Consider the following 20352-nt stretch of genomic DNA (forward strand, 5'->3'; position numbering starts at 1 on the left):
TCTTTTGCAGAAAACTGTAGAGAAAAATAAAAAAACTCTTAAAATTGCCTGGCTAGCAATCTCAAGAGTTGTTAATTCCTATGGTGCCAAAGGTGGGACTCGAACCCACACGCCTTGCGGCACACGATTTTGAGTCGCGCTCGTCTGCCAATTCCGACACTCTGGCAAGATTTCCTTTACTTATAACGCAAAGATAATTATAATGTGCGGGAGGAAAGTTGTCAAGGGACCACTGTTTTAAGTTACTGTAGGATTAAGCGGATAAGCTCCGCAATAAAATATATGCCAACCTCATGCTGATCTAAATATAGGCGAGGTTAGTGGTCTTTTTTGTCAAATGGCCTGTAACAATATTATTACACAAATAGGCTAAACTATAGTTTGGCGGGGCAATTAAAATGTGGTAGGTATAAGGTAAAGCTTTCTTAGCTAAAGATAAATTACTGGTAAAGTAAGTCGAAGTCCACATGATTATCCACTTAAGCCGTTTGATACATATTATGCAAGAAGAAGGCAGTACTGATTCGAAAGGATTTGTTCCCAAGATGACGAATCAAATGTAGTATAAAGACAAAACTAACGACCCTAATACTTTTATCTAATCCCCACAAATCCCCTGAGATTAACTTTTCTAATTATTTTCTTACATTAGGTGCTGCTAGATGGGAATATATTGATGGGATCGTAAAGAAGGGAACATGGCTAGAAGTCCGGGTAGGGTTATTACAGTAGCCGGACTATAATATCAAGCCTCTATTGCACCGTACTGGGGAGAAGGGCTAATTAATATACATTAGGTTTTTTAAAAGGACCTAATACTTTTCAAACTAGGAGAAGTATAATTATGACAATGGAAGAACAGCTAATCAAGCAAAGCCTGCAAGGAGATACGGCCGCTTTTGAGGAACTGGTCACTCAATACCAAAACAAAATATACACTCTGGCTTTTCGCTATATGGGAAATGAAGAAGATGCCTATGATATGACTCAGGAGGCCTTCCTTAAGGCTTACCGAGCTTTAAGGTCATTTAAAGGGAATTCCAGCTTTGGTACCTGGCTTTACCGGGTAGCTACTAATGTTTGTTTAGATGAATTACGCCGGCGAAAACGACGAGTACCCACCTTGTCTTTAGATGAACCAGTAGCCACAAGAGATGGGGATGAGTTTGAAAAAGAGATACCTGACACATCTCCTACGGCCGACATATTATATGAACGAAAAGAGTTTTTCCAATACATACAGGAACTACTAGATGAAATGAAACCTGAACATAAGACGGCCATAATTCTCAGAGATATGATGGAATTAAGTTATGATGAAATAGCAGAGGTCCTGGATTGTTCCAGCGGAACAGTCAAGTCTAGGTTGAGCCGGGCCAGGTCAGCTTTAAGAAAAAAAATCTTAGAGAGGGAACTTTTACCTTAAACGCCTCGTCCAAACAAAACGAGGAGGAACGGTGTATGAAATGCGAACAGGTCAGGGATTTACTATCACCCTATATAGATAAGATGACTAATGACAGGGAAACCCAGGCGGTGGAGGAGCATCTGGCCACCTGTGCCAACTGCACCCATGATCTGGAGCAGCTTCGTCTGATTCAATCCCTGCTGTCTAAGGTGAATACACCGTCACTGCCGGAGTCCTTTAGTCAGGACTTTCATCGCCGTCTTTTACAGGAAAATAAACGAATTATTAAAACTCGTGACCTGCAAAAACCTCGTCACCGGGGATGGATAGCAGCTGGGGTAGCGGTATTGGCACTGGCTTTAGGTATTTATGCCAGTAGTTTTCTGCCGGCGGGAACCATAGCTTCCATTTGGCAGGATAAAGAAGATACTAATAAATCTGCACCGTCAGTAGCTGTGGAAGATATTATACAAAGGATTCAGATGTGGAGTAATCAGGAGACTTCCACCCCATCAGAAGAAATGACGGATGATGAGAAACTAGATAGTTCAGATAATGGTACTAAGCCAAAAGTGGCTAAACCTGCCGGGGGAGAAAAAAAAGTTGCCGATCTATATGAAACTAGTATTAAAGTACAGGATGTCAATAGTTCAATTAAGCAGATAAAAGAGATCGCTGAGGCTAACGGGGCTGGGGTGGTATTAGCTCCAGAGGGTAATGGTATAGTAGGGACTTCTACTGAACACAGCCGGGAGGTTGCTTTAAAGGTGAGCCCTGCCCAGGCTGATAATATCATGCTGGAACTGCAAAAAATTGGTGAGGTTACTTCGCCTACCGTCAGCAAGGTAGAACTTACCCAGGAATATAACCAGCTACAGGAAGAGATTAAAGAGGTAGAAGGCCAGGTACACTCTTTACAGGATAAGAAGAATCCTGGTGAAGAAGACCAGGTTCATTTAGAAGAGAGCCAAAACCGCTTAAAAGCTCTCCAGAATAAAAAAGCAAGTCTGGAACAGGATATGAATCTGGTTACGGTAAAGGTTTTGCTAAACCAGGAACCAGTTACACACAACTAGCTGAAAACGCTCGTGGTCAGGGATAATTGCCCTGACCTATTTATATAGCTTTATATAAGCCATATGGCCGCCGGAAAGGCTTCCCCATTATTAACCTAATAGGCTGGGCGGTTAAAAAACATATAAGGGGTATAATAAAATGGGCAGGGAATAGCTTCCTGCCCATTGAATTTTATATACATCATATACATCACTATCGGATTTTAGAGATAAAGACTATTCACAATGTAGTGCAGCCGGGGCAAACAACAAAAAGGAACTTTGCCGGTGTTGCATAGATAAATAATTAATTGAGGTGGAGTATTAATGTCCAAAACCAGGTTCATGCTAATCGATGGCAACAGCCTTTTATATCGTGCTTTTTATGCCCTACCCCTGTTACACAACCGGGAGGGTATCTACACTAATGGGGTATATGGCTTTTTAACCATGTTAAACCGAGTGTTAAGCGAGCAAAATCCTACCCATATCTTGGTGGCTTTTGATAAAGACAAAAAAACCTTTCGTACCGAAATGTTTACCCAGTATAAAGCCAACCGGGCCACCGCCCCTGATGAATTACAGGGACAGTTTGGCTTATTGCGGGAAGTTTTAACTGCCTTAAATATTGATTATCTGGAACTACAGGGATATGAAGCTGATGATATTATCGGCACGTTGAGTAAAAAAGCTGAGGAAGATGGAATAGAAACCGTTATTGTTACTGGAGATAGTGATACCCTACAACTAGTTTCCGATACTACTGCGGTTATGATGACCCGTAAAGGAATTACGGAAATCGACCATTATGATACAGCTGCCGTGAAGAAAAGGTATGAGGTTGACCCGCCAGGCCTTATAGAGATAAAGGCTCTGATGGGAGATGCTTCCGATAACATACCGGGAGTACCAGGAGTAGGAATTAAGACGGCTACAAAACTTATTAAGGAATATGGTACTCTGGAGAATTTATACAAAAACCTGGCCCAGGTTAGTGGTAAAAAACTGGTGGAACGATTGCAGGAAAACCGGGAACTAGCTTTTTTAAGCCGGGAGCTAGGGACTATTATTCGCGATATCGACATACCTTGCAATCTGGAAGATTACCAGGTTAAAGAACCGGATTACCATAACCTGCGCCAGTTATATCAAAGACTGGAGTTTAGCAGTCTACTACAGGCATTAGAACAGCAGGGTGTGGATACCGGGGAAGAGTATGTAGAAAAAGAAATTCCGGTAGTCAAGCTAGGTAGTGAGGAGATAACAGCTGAATTTATAGCTTCGATAGAAGATCAACAGGAAGTAGCCCTGCTAGTGAAGGCTGATTATCATCATCCTATGTGGGCTAAGCTCCAGGATATTTATCTGGAGAAAGGAAAAACCGTCTATCATTTGGAGATCGGGGAAAAATCCCTGTATAGATTAGAATGGCTGCGTCCCTTGTTAGAAAAAGGTTCTATTAAAAAATACCTGCATAATGCTAAATTTGCTCAGGTTTTATTAAAACGCTACGGGGTGGAGCTGGATGGGATTAAGGGAGATACCATGCTGGCTGCCTATGTTGATGATCCAACTTTTGCGGGTGAGGAATTGGCAGCAGTTTTAGCTAAATACCTGACTATAAGTATTGATCCGGCTGATCCGGTTCTGTTAACTGCCCATATCCGCTCCCTCTATGAGGCCATTTACCAGGGGCTATCAGACCAGCAAAGGGATCTGCTCCAGCAGGTGGAACTGCCTCTGTCTTCGGTACTTAGCGAAATGCAGTTTACCGGGGTTAAGGTGGAACGTGACACCTTAAGCATCATTGCGGAAGAATTAGAAACCGGGATTCATAATAGTGAGCAGCGTATCTTTGAGCTGGCCGGACAGGAGTTTAATATAAATTCTCCTAAACAGCTTGGCAAAGTCCTATTTGAAGACCTGGGACTACCAGTTATAAAGAAAACTAAGACTGGTTATGCCACTGGGGCGGAAATATTAGAGGAGTTATTTGAAGAACATGAGATTATTTCTTATATTCTCTATTACCGGCAGGTGACCAAATTAAAATCCACCTATGTGGACGCCTTACAGGAACTTATTCATCCGGATACCGGCCGGGTACATACCATTCTTAAACAGGCCCAGACTGCTACTGGCAGGCTGTCCAGTGTGGAGCCTAACCTGCAAAACATTCCCATTAAGGATGAAGAAGGGCGGCGTATTCGCAAGGCATTTACTACCAGCGGGGAAGAATGGATAATGGTATCGGCTGACTACTCTCAGATTGATCTTCGCTCACTGGCTCATATTAGTGGTGATGAAACTTTGATTGCCACTTTTAAAGAGGGGATTGACATACATACCCGCACGGCCAGCGAAATTTTTAAGGTAGATTTGGCCGATGTTACTCCAGAATTACGCCGCCGGGCCAAAGCAGTAAATTTTGGCATTATTTATGGTATTAGTGATTTCGGATTATCACGTGATACCGGAGTTAGCCGTAAGGAGGCGCGCCGCTATATAGACAGCTACCTGGATAGTTATCCGGGAGTCCGTCGCTATATGGAGGATATTGTCACTTTTGGCAGGGAGCATGGTTATGTAGAGACTATATTAAAACGGCGCCGCTATCTGCCTGATCTGAATGCCCGCAATAAAATGACCCAGTCCTTTGCCCGGCGGATGGCCCTTAATACTCCTATTCAGGGGACATCAGCCGACATCATTAAACTGGCTATGATCAAGGTGTCGCAAGAGCTTAAAAAATACGACCTGAAGGCTAAACTGCTGTTACAGGTTCATGATGATATGATCCTGGAGGTGCACCGGGACGAGGTGGATCAGGTATGCGGAATTCTTAAAGACTGCATGGAAAACGCCTGCCAGCTCCGGGTACCTTTGGAGGTATCCATTAAAACCGGTCCTAACTGGAATGATATGAAAGACTACCGGTAGGGGAGGAAGGGGCTTGCCCGAGTTACCAGAAGTTGAAACTATACGACAGACTATTAAAAACAATCAAGGGGCCCGGATGGAAAAAATAGAAATATTACATCCTGGAGTAGTCAGAGCTCAGGAATATGATCCGGACTGTCTTTTAAACTGTGCTATCCAGGATATTTTGCGCCGGGGAAAATACCTGGTGCTGGTGATGGCTAACGGGCTTAACCTGATAGTACATCTAGGTATGAGTGGACGTTTTTATATGCTTCCAGAGGGTTCCCCGCTGGACCAGCCCCATATTCACACTATTATTCACCTGGATAATGGTATCTGCCTGGTATACCAGGATGCCCGCCGGTTTGGGGGAATTTGGTTCATCCGGGATCACACCAGCTTTTTTAAACACCTGGGGGTAGAACCCCTTTCAGAAGCCTTTGATTCAGCATTATTAGCTCAAATAATTAAAGGACGCAAGGTGGCAATAAAAACCCTGCTTTTGAACCAGAACTTAATCGCCGGAATCGGCAATATATATGCAGATGAAGCCCTTTTCGCCGCGGGAATACGGCCTAACCGTCCGGCTGGCTCGCTGACTGACCAGGAAATAGAGGGTCTGGTGGCGGCCATAAAAAAAGTACTAGAGATGGGAATTGCTGCTCGGGGTACTACTTTTAGAGATTTTCGGGATGGGCATAATAAATCAGGAAGTTTTCAGGACTATCTTAATGTATATGGCCGCTTTAATGAACCTTGCCCCCGCTGTGGGCAACTGCTGGTCCGGGAGCGTATTGGCGGGCGCAGCAGTCATTACTGTTCTCACTGTCAGAATTAAGAGGTAGCCGGCGTAACACTTTTATTTTCCTATCCATATAGTAGGTATATATCTACGAAAAATGGATAGGAGTGGCTAATAGTGGAATTCATTGCGGCATTCCTTTTTGCCCTGGCAGTTAGTGCAGATGGTTTCCTAGTGGGCATCGCTTATGGTGCCAAAAAGATTCGTATCCCCATATTACCTCTTTGTGTTATAGCTATTTCTTCGGCTGCGGCCGTAACCCTGTCCATGGTATTAGGTAGCGGATTGGCTACCTTTATATCCCCTCGCAGGGCTACAATAATCGGTTCCATACTTCTGGTACTTATTGGGATATACTTTTGGATGGGAGCCTTTCGGGAAAAGATTCATAATATGGATGGTTCGGAAGAGGAACCTATAGCTACCTTTAGTATAAAATGCTTGGGTATTATTGTTAAGATCCTTAAAGAACCGTCTAGTGCGGACCTGGATTCCTCCGGTGAGATCAGCCTCCGTGAGGCGATGTTTTTAGGGGTAGCATTAGCATTAGATGCCCTGGGAGCCGGGGTAGGCCTGGCTATGACCGGATTAAATATTTTTTTAACTGCCCTGTTGGTCGGTGTGTTAAAATTTATATTAGTAAACACTGGAATACAACTGGGCAGCACCCTAGGCGGCAGACGCCTGAAAGAAAAAGCCTCCCTGCTGTCAGGGTGTATTTTTATAGGCATAGGCATTATGCAAATATTGTAAATATGGCAAGTTATACACTTCCAACTTAAGGACGTTAGTCAAAAGTTTAAAATACGGCTGAATTGGTGATAAGATGAAGATTATCGGTTTAACCGGGGGGATCGCCAGTGGTAAAAGTACCGTATCCCGGACTTTAGAAAAATTAGGAGCTATAATTGTTGATGCTGATCAAGTAGCCCATACCTTGATTGAACCGGAACAACCGGCTTGGTATGATATTATCGCTGTTTTTGGACGGGAGGTTCTTAATGAAAATGGTACGATAAACCGGGAAAAATTAGGTGCTATAGTATTTAAACATCCGGAACTGCTAGAAGAACTAAACCGGATTACCCATCCCCGGATTATAAAATATTTGACGGATACTCTTAAAGCTATTGAGGCCCAGCACCCTGATGCAGTAGTGGTTTTGGAAATACCCCTGTTATATGAAGCTAATATGGAGAAAATCTGTGACCAGGTGTGGGTAGTATGGGTAGATGGTGAAACTCAGGTATCCCGGCTGATGGAACGGGAAAATATGAGTCGGGAAGATGCCCTCCATCGTATTAATGCCCAGATGTCACTGGATGAGAAGGCTAACCGGGCTGACTTTGTAATTGATAACCGGAACAGTGTGGAGGAAACTATAGCTTACATAACCAAATGTTTCAATGATAGTTTGCGACCAACTTAAATATGCTGTAATAGTCAACTTAGGTTGGGGGTTTTAGTTTGAAAAGAAATGTGCGACGGCGTTTTTCCATGGTATTATGGATATTTGTGCTAGTATTTTTGGTTGTGATCCTGACTTTCCCCAAGTGGATCACGATTTTTTATCCGCAGCCTCACCGGGATATAGTGGTTTCAGAAGCCTACCGGAATCAGGTTGATCCCTACCTGGTTTTTGCCATTATCCGGGCGGAGAGCAAATATCAATCTTCAGCCCAGTCTTCAGCAGGTGCCCGGGGACTTATGCAGATTATGCCGGAAACAGCCCGGTGGATTGCAGAACAGCAGGGTATAGAAGCCCTGGATACCGATGATCTACATGATCCTGACCTAAACATCCAACTAGGCTGCTGGTATCTGGCTGATTTAACCCGGCAATTTGGTGGGCAAATTCCCCTGGTAATTGCTGCCTATAATGCTGGCCGGGGAAAGGTACAGGAATGGGTGGCTGACCAGTTGTGGGATGGCAGCCCGGAAAATCTAGATAAAATACCCTACCCGGAAACCCGGGACTATGTCCGTAATGTTCTGAAAAACTATCAGGCTTATCGAGCTATTTACACCTAAAAAGTTAATCCCAGAGCCCCGGCAATTAACAAAAAAAGGAATACTAAAGGTGTTTGCCTAATATAATGTCCCCAAGACAGTATGTGCTAAAGGGGGCATTTTTTTGTGTTTGTAAAATCCAGGCGCATGGCTTTATTAGGCTCATTAATCGGCCTTATTATTCTTACCGTAGGCATAATTTTATGGTACAACCAGGCGATATATACTGCCAGTCTGGATACCCGGCCCTTTAATGCCGGATTGGTAGGGGAGATATCCACCTTAGAACCTGCTCTGTTGGATGATCATGAGGAAGAATTATTAGCCTCGGCTCTGTATGAGGGATTAGTAGCTTATGACGAAGATTCTCGGGGTGTAAAACCATGTCTGGCTAAAAGCTGGAAATATAGTGGGGATGGGAAAAGCCTAGTGCTAAACCTAAAGCGCAATGTCAGATTTCATAACGGTAAAGCCCTTACGGCTCGGGATGTAAAAGCCGCCTGGGAACATAGCTTTACCAATACTAAAGAGTGGGCTAATGTCAGCATGTTTATGTCGATTACGGGCAGCAACGAACGCTTGGAAGGTCGAACCCAGGAGATAAGCGGTATTGAAGTAGTAAACGATAGCACCATAAAAATAAAATTTGACCAACCTAATGCGGCTTTTATTTATATGTTAACCAACCCAATATTCTGGGTATTTGATACTAAAGACCAGGTTACGCCCTGGCCAGGAACGGGTCCTTTTTTCCTCAAGGAAAATCAGGATAACCATAGCTTGGTGCTGTTGCGCCATGATAAATATCACCAAGGACAGCCCCCTTTGACCGCTATGCAAATCACCGTCTATAGTGATGAAAATCAGGCTTTTAATGATTTTAAAGCTGGTAAACTCGATTATTTAGATCAGGTTCCTTATCAGGAGATTAATACTATTAAAAAGGATGGGCACCTTAACCAGCAATTTATAGATAAACCTTTACTGGAAACCTATGGGATGGCCTTTAATATGAACAAAGAACCTTTTGCCGGTAACTACTTATTGCGCCGGGCTTTAAATTACGCCATCGACCGTAAGGCTATTATTGATACGGTTTTAGGAGGAGCTTACCGTCCGGCCAAAGGGGTCATCCCCAGCGGTCTACCCGGATACAGCAAACAAATGCGGGGCTATTCCTATGATCCCGAAAAAGCTCGAGAACTATTGGAAGAAGCCGGACATCCCGAAGGGGAAGGGCTGGCTCCCCTGGTGATAAGTTTTAACAAAGATGAAGGACACCGCATGGTGGTTGAATCCATCGCCAGGCAGTTGGTTGATTTCGGGATAGAAGTACAGGCGCAGGAAATGGATTGGGATTACTATAAAAAGCAACTGGGTAAATCGGTTTTAGCCTGTGCCCGGATAGGTTGGAAGGCTGATTATCCAGATGCCGACAGCTTCCTCTACCAGCTTTACCATGGCTCCAAGATTGGTATCAGTAACTATTGCTCTTACCGTAATCCCCAGGTAGATAAGGTGCTTAATGCCTCCCGGGCGGAAACAAAAAGCACCCAGGAACGGGCTAAACTCCTGGGCCGGGCCGAAGAAATCATCGTTGATGATGCACCTATGCTATGGCTTTTTCAGAAGCAGGCTGCCAAACTGGTCGGTCCCAAGGTTAATAATCTGGAAGTGAATATGATGGAAATGATCGACTGGTCCCGGGTGGAATTACTCAAACCGGAGGTTGATGAAGGAAAAACAGAGGGCAAGAAAAAAGTATAGATTATTCCCAGCCCAAGGACGCGCCGGTCATTGACATGACCACGGTGGTATTGTATAATACCTCTTGTCAGAACAATAGTGTCGGAGTGGTGGAATGGGCAGACACGTACGTTTGAGGGGCGTATGCCGCGAGGCGTGAGGGTTCAAGTCCCTCCTCCGACACCATAAATAGCCTATAAAACAAGGTTTACGTTGGTTTTCATTTGGAAAATACGTAAACCTTTTTTCATGCCCTATTTGACCGGATGTCCAACACCACGGGCAAGCTGGTAGACAATGTACTGGTTGAGACTAGTATTTTCCTCCCTGGCTTTGGCAGTGAAAGTTTTGCCGGTAAGGGGTGCATCGATAAGCACTATATTGCGGTAATAGGTTTCGCCAAAAAAAGAGCGTTGTCCCTTGCAAAAATTAAAGGGCATACAAATATATGGCATATAAATAAATGGTTGACTAACTATAAGCACACAAATATACTATACCTATAATAGTAGTTTCAGGAAAGAAGGTCGGATCCGATGGAACTGGAACATTGTATAAATTTTATGCTTACCAAAGTGCAGCAGTCAGTACAGCAGTTATTTAAAGAAGATTTGGAGCAATTTGGGATTACTCCTGGACAATATATGGTGTTAAAATGCCTTTGGGATAAAAATGGGGAAACCGTAAAACAGCTGGCCGATAGACTTCAACTAGATAGTTCTACAATTACCGGCATTTTAGATCGATTAGAGAATAAAGGGTTGATAAAAAGAAAGCCTGATCCTAATGATAGAAGGGCTTTAAGTGTGGTTTTGACCCCTGAGGGGCAGGCTCTGCAAGTATCCGTCGATCAGGCTATTGTTAATGCTAACCATAAGACTTTAGAGCGTCTAACCCAACAAGAAGCCAAAGATCTTAAGGTATTGCTGCAAAAGATAAGCTGTAAAGAATAAATGTAATTAAATCTTTTCAAAGCCAGCTAGCCAAAGAAGGCGGGTATAGTAACTGTTAATGAACTGACTCCTCACTTCCCAAGGGGTCAGTTTTATTTTTGCCTGTTTAATCATTATGGAAATAGTCATAACTAGTCATGTTTTTGCGGCTTAAGCTGGTCTGTCATTAATTAACACCATGGGTATTTTTTATTCGCCAAGAACCTGGCGGCGATATTTCGGACCCTAAACCGCATGGTATTTACAGGAATATATGATATTGTTATTACTTTCGTATCCTTTCATATTAGTATATTGTAAATTATAGAATACTACGAATATTTGTTCGCCTTATATTCCTATGACGTAAGCCCAGGGCTTTACAACGATGTTCAATAAATTAATAAGTATACCAATAGATGGCATATAAATAAATAGTTGACTGAATATGGGCATACAATATATTATAATTATAATATAGCTTAGAAAAACGATTTAATTAAGGAATTAACAGTAATAAACACCGCTGATTGCTGCCTTTTTTATTCGGGTTAAGTTGAAAAAAGGAGTATAGGCGGAAAGATAAGGCCTGTAATGGTATTTACTGAAATCGGGAGGAGAACATAGGCGAATAATTGGGGAGGTTAAAAGATGGATAAATTTGATGTAATAGTGGTAGGGGCTGGTCTGGCCGGCCTGGGAGCCGCCTATACCCTGGCAGAGCAGGGAGTCGAAGTACTAGTATTAGAACGGGGCGACTATCCTGGTGCCAAAAATGTAACCGGGGGCCGGATTTATGTTAATCCAGTTCGCGATCTTTTCCCTGATCTCTGGAAGAAAGCGCCTCTGGAGCGTTTTATCGCCAATGAAGAGGTTACTATGATGGCACAGGAGCGTTCCATTACCCTCAGGTATTCTGGACAGGAATTAAGGGAAGAACCTTACCAAAGTTATAGCATTCTGCGTTCCAAGTTTGATCGCTGGATGGCTAAACAGGCAGAAGCAAAAGGGGCCTTGCTGCTCAGCAAGGCTAAAGTAGATGATGTTATAATTGAAGACGGAAAAATTACCGGTGTTAAGGCTGGAGGTGATCAGTTAAACGCCGATGTAGTTATTTGCTGCGATGGGGCCCTCTCCCTAATACCGGAAAAAGCCGGGCTGCGGCAGCCAGGTTTAGCCCGGGACTTTGCCGTAGGTATTAAAGAGATTATTGAACTTAGCCCGGATATTATTAATGAGCGTTTTAATCTGGAAGGAGAAGAAGGCTGTGCCCGCTTATTTATGGGGGATGTAACTAAGGGTAAATTCGGGGGCGGTTTCTTATACACTAATAAAGAAAGTATAAGCCTCGGTATGGTGGTAGGAATAAAGGATTTAACTGAAGGTGATCCTGCTGTTGAAGCACCAGCTTTAATTGATGAGTTGAAACAGCGGCCCGAAGTTGCCAGGTTAATCAGGGGTGGTGAAACAGTAGAGTATTCGGCCCATGTAATCCCTGAAGGAGGCTATAAGGCTATAAGCAGCTTGTATGGTAACGGTATCCTGGTAGCAGGAGACGCGGCTGGGCTGGCTATGAATATCGGTGTAACAGTTAGAGGCATGGAGTACGCTCTGGCATCTGGCTACTATGCAGCTCAGGCAGCATTAAAGGCAAAAGAAGTCGGCGATTTTAGTGCTGAAACCTTATCCGTATATGAGAAATTCCTGGAAGAAAGTTTTGTTCTAAAAGACTTTAAAAACTTCCAGGCAGCTCCTGAGGTATTGGAAAACCCAAGACTATTTAAACATTATCCGGAACTCGTCGGTAGTATAATGAAGGACATTTATTCAGTAGGTTCTACTTCCAAGCCACGGCTGTATCCTACTATTAAGCAATACATGACCTTTGGTGAGATGTGGGCGATGGTAGGAGATATGAGAAAGGTGATGAAAATATGAGTGAAGCCGGATTAAAACAAAAATTGGGACTTGATGTATTTAAACCTGATAAGGAAGCACATATTAAGATAAACCCGGGAATGGAAAAGGATCCCCGCTTAAAGATGGCGGTACGAGTCTGCCCGGCGGGTTTGTATAGAGAAAATAGTGAAGGAAAAGTGGAATTAACCATAGATGGGTGCCTGGAATGTGGAACCTGCCGTTTGGTTTGTGGCCGGGAGGTGTTGGATTGGCGATATCCCAGCGGAGGCACGGGAGTACAATTCCGGTTTGGATAAAAAAGGCAACGGGTATTTTAAACTAAAGAAGGAGGCTTTAACAGTCTTCTTTTTTTGTTTTTTTAAAAATGCTATTTAACAGGAGAAAATATCGGAAAAAAAGGGTGTAAAACAAGTTTTCGTGAATTAGTAATGGAATTAACCAGGTAGAGTATAGTTGGATTGCATAGAAATAAGTTGGACACAAATAGTTGGTTGACTAATAGGTTGCATACCAAATATAATAGAGAAAACAGATAAAGAAGAAATATAAAGGAACGTAATAGAATATATTAGACAAAACACCCAGTGATTATTAAAGCTTAGCAAGCACAAAAAAAGACATGTAAAGGAGTGTTTTTTTTGGATTTTAAATTAAGTGAAGAACAAGAATTAGTTAGAAGTAATATGCGGGAGTTTGCGCTAAAGTATGTTGAGCCTATAGCAGCAGAACTTGATGAAACTGCCCGTTACCCCAAAGAGGTGATCGAAAAGTTGGCTGAGGGCGGATGGATGGGAATGCCCTTCCCGGTAGAGTATGGCGGACAGGGTACTGATTATTTAACTTATGCCATTGCGGTAGAAGAGCTTTCACGTTCCTGTGCAGCCACCGGTTTTACTATGTCGGTTCATACCAGCCTGGCTTTAATGCCGATTAATAATTTTGGTACTGACGAACAAAAGAAAAAGTATCTAACTCCGCTGGCTAAAGGTGAACATATCGGAGCATTTGCCCTTACCGAACCAGGTGCAGGCACTGATGTTGGGGCAGCAACTACTACCGCTGTCCTTGATGGGGACGAATACGTATTAAATGGCACCAAAACCTTTTGCTCCAACGGCCCGGTTGCCGATACATTTGTGACTTTTGCCTGGACTGATAAGTCGGCCGGCGGTTCCAAAGGAATGAGTTCTTTTATAGTTCCTAAGGGCACCCCGGGACTGACAATAGGCAGTCATTTTCAGAAGATGGGCATTAGAGCCTCCCAGACTTCAGAAGTTATCTTCAAAAATTGCCGTATCCCTAAAGCCAACCTTTTAGGTAAGGAAGGCGATGGTATGAAGATTGCTATGAATTGCTTCGATCATGGCCGGATAGGAATTGCGGCTCAATCCATCGGGATTCTTCAGGCAGCTCTGGATGAGTCTATCAGCTACTCCAAGCAAAGGGTTCAGTTTGGTAAGCCTATTTCCAAAAATCAGGCTGTCCAGTGGTGGATGGTCGATATGGCTACAGATCTCAATGCCTGCCGGTTCCTGACTTACCATGCTGCTTGGTTAAAAGACCAGGGGCAGCGTTTCACTAAGGAAGCTTCCATGGCTAAATTATTCTGTGCCGAAGCGGCTATGAAACATACGGTAAAAGCAGTGCAAATCCATGGCGGTTATGGATATGTTAAAGGGGTTAAAGTAGAGCGCTTAATGCGTGATGCCAAAATAACCGAAATCTATGAAGGCAGTTCAGAAGCCCAGCGCATGGTAATTGCTGGTAATATCCTGCGCTAAAGAACAGGTAGAAAAGTTTCGGGGGATGGGACTTATAATCCCTGTCCCCCGTATCTCTTTAAGGACATTGTTACCTATAAATATAAGTGCAGATAGCTATACTAAAAATAATAAAACAGTTAATTTTAAGCCCAATAAAGTGAGGTGACAGGCTATGCCTAATATAATCAGTTGTTTTAAATGGGTGATAGATGAAGCCTATATCAGACCAGGTAGTTCCGGTCAACTAGATCTCGAATCAGTGGATTACAAAATTAGTGACTATGACCGTTATGCCATCGAAGAAGCAGTACGTATTAAGGAACAATACGGTGGTGATGCTATTGCCGCTACGGTAGGTTCTCCTGAAGCAGCTATAAGCATAAAAAATGCCCTTTCTCGGGGGCCGGATAAGGCCTACTTTATAAATGCTGAATCCTTTGTTGATCTGGAACCCTCCCAAACCGCAGCCATATTAGCCGATGTTATCGGGTCAAAAATCGAATACGATTTAATTATCTGTGGAGAAGGTTCCAGTGACCTTTATGCTCGCCAGGTCGGGCCCCGGCTGGCAGACAAGCTGGGTATTCCTTGTATTTGTTTTGCCCAGAAGATAGAAATAAAAGATAACCAGATCATTGTAGAACGCAAAGTCGAAGATGGTATAGAAGTAATTACGGCTCCTATGCCGGCTTTAGTTACAGTTTTACCCGAGATAAATTCTCCGCGTGTACCTGGATTAAAAGATACCCTGGCTGCGTCCAAAAAACCAGTAATAAATGTTGGTAAGGAAGACTTATCCGGGGATTATCAACCGAAAATAAAAACAACGGAAATTAAAGCGGCCAGCATGAAACGCAGCTGCGTAAAATTAAAGGATGGTGCCGAAGATATTAGCGGTTTCATACAGGCATTATTAAAAGCAGGAGTAATCAAGTAGGGGGGTGATTTAATGGCTGGTGTATGGGTTTTAGCTGAAAAGCATGAACAAAGCTTAGAGCTTTTAAATATTGGTAGAGAACTAGCGTCACAACTGGGAACCAAACTGGTAAGCCTTATACTAAATGATCATAGTCAGGTCCAGGAGCACATTGACTGTGGAGCAGATGAAGTCCTACTGCTGCCTGCTTTAGCAGCCCACCAGGCCCTGGAAGCCTGTGTCCCGGTAATAGTGGATGAGGCTAAAAAAGAAGATCCCGACCTATTTTTAGTAGCGGGGACTTTAAAAGGGAAAGAAATAGCGGCCAGTATTGCTTCTCGGTTAGATACAGGCCTTTGCAGTGATTGTATATCACTTAAGCTGGGTGATGAGGGCAGATTGGAAATGGAACGCCTGGTTTTCGGAGGAGCAGGCCTACAAAAAGTTGAATGTTTAACTCGCCCCCAGATGGCCACTATACCTATAAGAACATTTGAACCGGCTGAAAAAGAGGGTGGAAGGGAAGGAACTGTAAGAGAATTACCGGCACCACCGCTATCTTCCCTAAAGGTAATGGAGAAAAAAACCAGAGTACGTGAAAGTGGAGATTTAAGAGAAGCCGGGGTAATTGTAGCGGTGGGAAGAGGCGTTGAAAAAGAGGAAGATCTGGAAATGATTCGCGAACTGGCGGAATTAGTAGGCGGAGAACTTGGATGCACCAAACCAATAGCTGATGAATTGCACTGGTTACCGGAAGAACGCAGTCTCGGAATATCAGCTCTAGAAGCCAAACCTCAACTTTATATAGGTGTAGGTGTATCAGGCCAGATACAGCATGTAGTCGGTTTCCGGGATGCCAAAGTAGTATGTGCTATAAACACCGATGAAAACGCTCCTATATTTGAAGTTTCCGACTATGGCATAGTTGGTGATCTTTACACCATCGTTCCACGTTTAATCGAAGAATTAAAAAAGACCATCTAATAGCAAGGAAGCAAAGGGACGTCAGGTCCTTTGGTTTCCTTTCGCCATTAAAGGCAGGAAGCAAGGGGATTGTCCCTTTGCTTCCTTTTTTCCATTTAGAGGGAAAGGACCGCTAAGAGTATTAGAGCCATGTATGATTATTTTTCTTATGGAGTGTATTAGGGTGTATCTTAATAAAAGTGAAGGAAGTTTCATTTGCAATTATTGATCGGCTGATACATTATAGTTATTAATTATTTATAATGTTTTATAGCTGTTGCTGCAAAAACTTATGCCGAGGTCTTGGGTGGGCCCCAGGAAAAACTGGTCCGGGAGGACAAGGGGACGGTAGCTATTAGTGGAAATTCAGCATGTATTTATTTTCAGCTTGTGATGATACTTGTGATGATAATCTTGCTTACTAACAAAATTCTAGGGTAACCGTATTACTGGAGGGATTCTATGAAATTCTATGAAATAATCACGGGCGAACCAGTTATCGTGCATCAAAACCAGCAGTCCATAGAAGACATCATAAATATATTATCATCAGAAACTGATATCTGTGTTACTGTTGATGAAAACCAGTCCATAACTGGTATCATAAGCCGTTGGCATCTTTTGCGTGCCATTAGCGAGAAAAAACTTGAATCCCCCATAAGCCAACTTATCGATACAGACCTATTCACCTGTGATGTAGAAGATGATGTGGAAGATTTTTTGCAAAGTAAATATATTTGTGCGCTGGTGTATCAGGAGCAGCAATTGATGGGAATAGTAAATAAATCAGAGCTGGTTGCTACTCTTTATGAACGTATACAAGAACTTAATAATGTGATGGAAGCATCTTTTGACAGCTTATTTGTCACTGATGCCCGGGGGAAAATTTTGCGGGTAAATGATGCCTACACTCGCCTTACCGGCATTCCGGCAGACGAAATTCTGGGAAGGACTATGTATGAATTAGTCGAGGAAGGCTATTACGACCGTTCCGCTACCGTAGAGGTTATAAAGACAGGTAAGTCGGTTACTTTTACCCAGAATATAAAAACAGGTAAGACTCTATTAGTAACCGGCAATCCTATTTATAACAAGCGTGGGGAGCTAATACAAGTTTTAACAAATGGCCGGGATATCACGGAGCTTAACCGTCTCAAGCAAGAAGTAGAACATGCCAATGAGCTGACCCTGCATTATCAACGGGAATTGCAAAAGATCCAGATGGAAAACGAAAAAGACTTTGTAATCGGTTCGGAAGTTATGAAAGAAATAATGAGCCTGGTAATGCACATGGGAAAGGTGGATTCTACTGTTTTAGTTCAAGGTGAATCAGGGGTAGGTAAAGAGATTATCGCCCGGGAAATGCATAACAATAGTTATCGCAAAGACAAGCCTTATATACGTATTAATTGTGCGGCTATACCAGAAACCCTGTTGGAATCTGAATTATTTGGTTACGAAGCAGGTGCTTTTACCGGGGCCAAAAAAGAAGGGAAAATGGGTATTTTTGAAATTGCTTCTGGTGGAACCTTGTTCCTGGATGAAATCGGTGATATATCTTATTCATTACAGGTGAAACTGCTGCGGGTACTCCAGGAGGGGGAAATTATACGTGTTGGCGGAGTTAAAGCCATACCAGTTGATGTGCGCATAATTACCTCTACTAACCGGGATTTGTGGAAGATGGTACAAAACAACACTTTCCGCGAAGACCTTTACTATAGGCTGAATGTGGTTCCCATCTATATACCTCCGTTACGAGAGCGCAAAGAAGAAATACCCATGCTGGTGGCCTATTTTGAAAAAATTTTTAATAATCAGTACGGACTTAATAAACGTATAAATCCGTTGTTTCTTGACAAGCTGATGGAATATGATTGGCCGGGAAATATCAGGGAACTAAGAAACATTGTTGAACGTGCTATTGTTACTTCCCCTGATGATGATATAAAGGATTGTGTTTTTTTTCGCTCGAATATTAAAAACACAAAAGTTAAGCAAGTTGAGGAAGAAGTCGAGATTACTGATCTAAAAGCAGCGGTAGAAAAATTCGAAAAGAAGATTCTTTCCAAGGCTATTAAAAAGCACAAAAGTTCCCGTAAAGTAGCGTCAGCTCTGGGAGTAAGCCAAACTACCATCATTAGAAAAGCGACCCGGTATGGGTTGGATTTTGGAAACAATTAAATAATATAACAAAAAAGACTCGGGTGAACCTTTTATGGTTCACCCGAGTCTTTTTTTGTTTCACCGCTTCCAAAAGTTCTATTTACTAGACTTTAGCCAAAAAACCGAAACGAAAAAGAATCACCTTTAGTATTAGTCTTAACATTGCATGGGCCGGGTAAAGTTCAAGAAAAATTAAAATAAATTATTTTAAACATGCCGTATTTCGGGCTTTTGTGCCTGGTAAGTCTCCAACATAAAAAAGGTTGGCATAAAAAATGCATATTACTAAAGCAACAGCTCAAAAAATCCTAATATTAATCATTACAATAATCATATCATTGGGAAGGGTGTGGATCAATTTTGAGACAGTATTATGCCAGCCGGATCACCACGGCTGAGGAAGCTGTTAAATGCATAAAATCCTATGACAGAGTTGTCTTAGGACATGCTTGTGGTGAACCACAGCTTGTTACTGAGGCCATGGTAGCCAGGGCTTCTGAGCTAAAAGGTGTCGAAGTTGTGCACATGGTAGCTAAAGGTAAAGCCAGTTATGTCCATCCTGATATGAAGGATTCTTTTCGGCATAATGGGCTATTTTTAGGACCTTCTACCCGGGATGCGTTTTATGAGGGGAGAGCCGATTTTACTCCCAGTTTTATCTCGGAGATTCCGTCCTTGTTTAAAAACAATGTTTTACCCGTTGATGTGGCAATGGTTACCATTACTCCCCCGGACCGGCATGGTTTCTGCAGCCTGGGAATCTCGGTGGATTATACTATGCAAGCTGCCAGGTCGGCCAAGATAGTTATTGCTGAAGTTAATCCTAATATGCCCAGAACTATGGGACGAAGCTTTCTACATGTAAGTGAAATAGATTACTTTGTTCCGGCTGAAATTCCGTTACTGGAGCAAATCCCCGTTACCATCGGAGAAGTTGAAAAAGAAATAGGTCGTAATGTTGCATCTTTAATTGAGGACGAATCAACCCTGCAGTTAGGAATTGGAGGAATACCTGATGCGGTCTTGTCTTTTTTGACTGACAAACATGACCTAGGTATTCATACCGAAATGTTTTCGGATGGGGTGGTGAAACTAGTAGAGGCCGGAGTTATTAATTGCAGAAAGAAAACCTTACATCCGGACAAAATGGTAGCTACATTTTTAATGGGAACTAAAGATTTCTATACCTGGGTTAACCAAAACCCCATGGTGGAAATGTACCCTGAAGAGTATGTAAATGATCCGTATTTTATCGCCAAAAACAATAAAATGGTATCCATTAATTCTGCCCTTCAGGTGGACCTATTAGGACAGGTAGCTGCAGATATGCTGGGAGCCAGGCAGTTTAGCGGAGTAGGCGGACAGGTAGATTTTATTCGTGGGGCTACACGTTCACCAGGTGGGAAGTCGATTATTGCTCTTCCTTCAACTGCGGCCAAAGGAAAAATCAGTCGTATTGTACCTGCCCTTGATATAGGAACTGGAGTTACAACATCCCGGCATGATGTGGATTATGTAGTAACTGAATATGGTATAGCTAAGTTAAAAGGAAAAACAGTGCGGGAAAGGATGCATGCCTTGGTAAATATAGCTCATCCTGATTTCCGCCAGGAAATATTAGAAAAAGCCAACCGGATCTATTTCGCCTCATAACCAGGAAAAAGCCATTAGCAGTTATGTTGCTGAGGTGCCTATAGGTCTAAGAGGAGGTGGAACAGGCCAACATTTCTTAGCCAGATCAGTTCTTAT

17 protein-coding genes and 2 tRNA genes are annotated in these 20352 nt (G+C 42.8%); 17 read left to right on the top strand and 2 right to left on the bottom strand.

Annotated elements, in window-relative coordinates:
* Positions 1 to 81 precede the first annotated feature (81 nt).
* Positions 82 to 166: transfer RNA gene (locus ACZ5Q0_RS08270), tRNA-Leu, on the bottom strand.
* A 678-nt stretch (positions 167 to 844) separates the two neighbouring features.
* On the opposite strand from ACZ5Q0_RS08270, the gene ACZ5Q0_RS08275 reads away from it, so the two are divergent.
* From ACZ5Q0_RS08275 to ACZ5Q0_RS08315, 9 genes are all read left to right on the top strand, one after another.
* Positions 845 to 1426, top strand: coding sequence for an RNA polymerase sigma factor (locus tag ACZ5Q0_RS08275; protein WP_446818521.1), 582 nt, complete (start codon positions 845 to 847; stop codon positions 1424 to 1426).
* Positions 1427 to 1461: 35 nt separating this feature from the next.
* Entirely contained in the window at positions 1462 to 2484 is a 1023-nt protein-coding gene (locus tag ACZ5Q0_RS08280) for a zf-HC2 domain-containing protein (protein WP_447182412.1), read from the top strand.
* 306 nt (positions 2485 to 2790) lie between these two features.
* The gene (gene polA, locus ACZ5Q0_RS08285; protein ID WP_446818519.1) at positions 2791 to 5403 is read left to right on the top strand and encodes a DNA polymerase I; all 2613 of its coding nucleotides are present in this window, start codon (positions 2791 to 2793) and stop codon (positions 5401 to 5403) included.
* A gap of 13 nt (positions 5404 to 5416) precedes the next feature.
* A complete protein-coding gene (gene mutM / locus ACZ5Q0_RS08290; RefSeq protein ID WP_446818517.1) occupies positions 5417 to 6223 on the top strand; it encodes a bifunctional DNA-formamidopyrimidine glycosylase/DNA-(apurinic or apyrimidinic site) lyase in 807 nt (268 codons plus the stop codon).
* Positions 6224 to 6304: 81 nt separating this feature from the next.
* Positions 6305 to 6940 (top strand): sporulation membrane protein YtaF, encoded by a 636-nt coding sequence (ytaF, locus tag ACZ5Q0_RS08295; RefSeq protein WP_446818516.1) that lies wholly within the window; start codon positions 6305 to 6307, stop codon positions 6938 to 6940.
* A 73-nt stretch (positions 6941 to 7013) separates the two neighbouring features.
* The gene (gene coaE / locus ACZ5Q0_RS08300) at positions 7014 to 7616 is read left to right on the top strand and encodes a dephospho-CoA kinase (protein ID WP_446818515.1); all 603 of its coding nucleotides are present in this window, start codon (positions 7014 to 7016) and stop codon (positions 7614 to 7616) included.
* Between the two features lie 38 nt (positions 7617 to 7654).
* Entirely contained in the window at positions 7655 to 8218 is a 564-nt protein-coding gene (locus ACZ5Q0_RS08305) for a lytic transglycosylase domain-containing protein (RefSeq protein WP_446818514.1), read from the top strand.
* A gap of 105 nt (positions 8219 to 8323) precedes the next feature.
* Positions 8324 to 9964, top strand: a complete 1641-nt coding sequence (locus ACZ5Q0_RS08310) for an ABC transporter substrate-binding protein (protein WP_446818513.1) — start codon at positions 8324 to 8326, stop codon at positions 9962 to 9964.
* An 80-nt stretch (positions 9965 to 10044) separates the two neighbouring features.
* Positions 10045 to 10129 (top strand) — tRNA-Leu (locus ACZ5Q0_RS08315).
* A 68-nt stretch (positions 10130 to 10197) separates the two neighbouring features.
* Here ACZ5Q0_RS08315 and ACZ5Q0_RS08320 read toward each other — a convergent pair.
* Complete coding sequence (locus tag ACZ5Q0_RS08320; RefSeq protein WP_464827101.1) at positions 10198 to 10383, bottom strand: hypothetical protein; 186 nt, start codon at positions 10381 to 10383, stop codon at positions 10198 to 10200.
* Positions 10384 to 10479: 96 nt separating this feature from the next.
* Here ACZ5Q0_RS08320 and ACZ5Q0_RS08325 point away from each other — a divergent pair, with 96 nt between their 5' ends.
* From ACZ5Q0_RS08325 to ACZ5Q0_RS08360, 8 genes are all read left to right on the top strand, one after another.
* Entirely contained in the window at positions 10480 to 10896 is a 417-nt protein-coding gene (locus ACZ5Q0_RS08325) for a MarR family winged helix-turn-helix transcriptional regulator (protein WP_446818511.1), read from the top strand.
* A gap of 630 nt (positions 10897 to 11526) precedes the next feature.
* Positions 11527 to 12813 carry an FAD-dependent oxidoreductase gene (locus ACZ5Q0_RS08330; RefSeq protein WP_446818509.1) on the top strand — a complete coding sequence of 429 codons (1287 nt, stop codon included), beginning with the start codon at positions 11527 to 11529 and terminating at the stop codon, positions 12811 to 12813.
* A complete protein-coding gene (locus tag ACZ5Q0_RS08335) occupies positions 12810 to 13091 on the top strand; it encodes a ferredoxin family protein (protein ID WP_446818508.1) in 282 nt (93 codons plus the stop codon). The genes ACZ5Q0_RS08330 and ACZ5Q0_RS08335 overlap by 4 nt, the downstream gene beginning before the upstream one ends.
* A 342-nt stretch (positions 13092 to 13433) precedes the next feature.
* The gene (locus ACZ5Q0_RS08340; RefSeq protein WP_446818507.1) at positions 13434 to 14576 is read left to right on the top strand and encodes an acyl-CoA dehydrogenase; all 1143 of its coding nucleotides are present in this window, start codon (positions 13434 to 13436) and stop codon (positions 14574 to 14576) included.
* Between the two features lie 154 nt (positions 14577 to 14730).
* The gene (locus tag ACZ5Q0_RS08345; protein ID WP_447182413.1) at positions 14731 to 15495 is read left to right on the top strand and encodes an electron transfer flavoprotein subunit beta/FixA family protein; all 765 of its coding nucleotides are present in this window, start codon (positions 14731 to 14733) and stop codon (positions 15493 to 15495) included.
* Between the two features lie 12 nt (positions 15496 to 15507).
* Positions 15508 to 16458: an electron transfer flavoprotein subunit alpha/FixB family protein gene (locus ACZ5Q0_RS08350; RefSeq protein WP_446818505.1), complete on the top strand. Its 951-nt coding sequence runs from the start codon at positions 15508 to 15510 to the stop codon at positions 16456 to 16458.
* A 441-nt stretch (positions 16459 to 16899) separates the two neighbouring features.
* Positions 16900 to 18621 (top strand): sigma 54-interacting transcriptional regulator, encoded by a 1722-nt coding sequence (locus ACZ5Q0_RS08355; RefSeq protein ID WP_447182414.1) that lies wholly within the window; start codon positions 16900 to 16902, stop codon positions 18619 to 18621.
* Positions 18622 to 18963: 342 nt separating this feature from the next.
* On the top strand, positions 18964 to 20256 hold the full coding sequence (locus ACZ5Q0_RS08360; protein WP_446818502.1) for an acetyl-CoA hydrolase/transferase family protein: 1293 nt from the start codon (positions 18964 to 18966) through the stop codon (positions 20254 to 20256).
* Positions 20257 to 20352 lie beyond the last annotated feature (96 nt).

It is taken from the genome of Syntrophomonas erecta subsp. sporosyntropha, from assembly GCF_055395365.1.

What these genes read in the sequence shown, in the direction of transcription:
- polA (WP_446818519.1), top strand. Translation starts at nt 2,791, where the DNA reads ATGTCCAAAACCAGGTTCATGCTAATCGATGGCAACAGCCTTTTATAT.
- ACZ5Q0_RS08350 (WP_446818505.1), top strand. Translation starts at nt 15,508, where the DNA reads ATGGCTGGTGTATGGGTTTTAGCTGAAAAGCATGAACAAAGCTTAGAG.
- ACZ5Q0_RS08335 (WP_446818508.1), top strand. Translation starts at nt 12,810, where the DNA reads ATGAGTGAAGCCGGATTAAAACAAAAATTGGGACTTGATGTATTTAAA.
- coaE (WP_446818515.1), top strand. Translation starts at nt 7,014, where the DNA reads ATGAAGATTATCGGTTTAACCGGGGGGATCGCCAGTGGTAAAAGTACC.
- ACZ5Q0_RS08280 (WP_447182412.1), top strand. Translation starts at nt 1,462, where the DNA reads ATGAAATGCGAACAGGTCAGGGATTTACTATCACCCTATATAGATAAG.
- ACZ5Q0_RS08330 (WP_446818509.1), top strand. Translation starts at nt 11,527, where the DNA reads ATGGATAAATTTGATGTAATAGTGGTAGGGGCTGGTCTGGCCGGCCTG.
- ACZ5Q0_RS08325 (WP_446818511.1), top strand. Translation starts at nt 10,480, where the DNA reads ATGGAACTGGAACATTGTATAAATTTTATGCTTACCAAAGTGCAGCAG.
- ACZ5Q0_RS08345 (WP_447182413.1), top strand. Translation starts at nt 14,731, where the DNA reads ATGCCTAATATAATCAGTTGTTTTAAATGGGTGATAGATGAAGCCTAT.
- ACZ5Q0_RS08355 (WP_447182414.1), top strand. Translation starts at nt 16,900, where the DNA reads ATGAAATTCTATGAAATAATCACGGGCGAACCAGTTATCGTGCATCAA.
- ACZ5Q0_RS08320 (WP_464827101.1), bottom strand. Translation starts at nt 10,383, where the DNA reads ATGCCCTTTAATTTTTGCAAGGGACAACGCTCTTTTTTTGGCGAAACC.
- ACZ5Q0_RS08275 (WP_446818521.1), top strand. Translation starts at nt 845, where the DNA reads ATGACAATGGAAGAACAGCTAATCAAGCAAAGCCTGCAAGGAGATACG.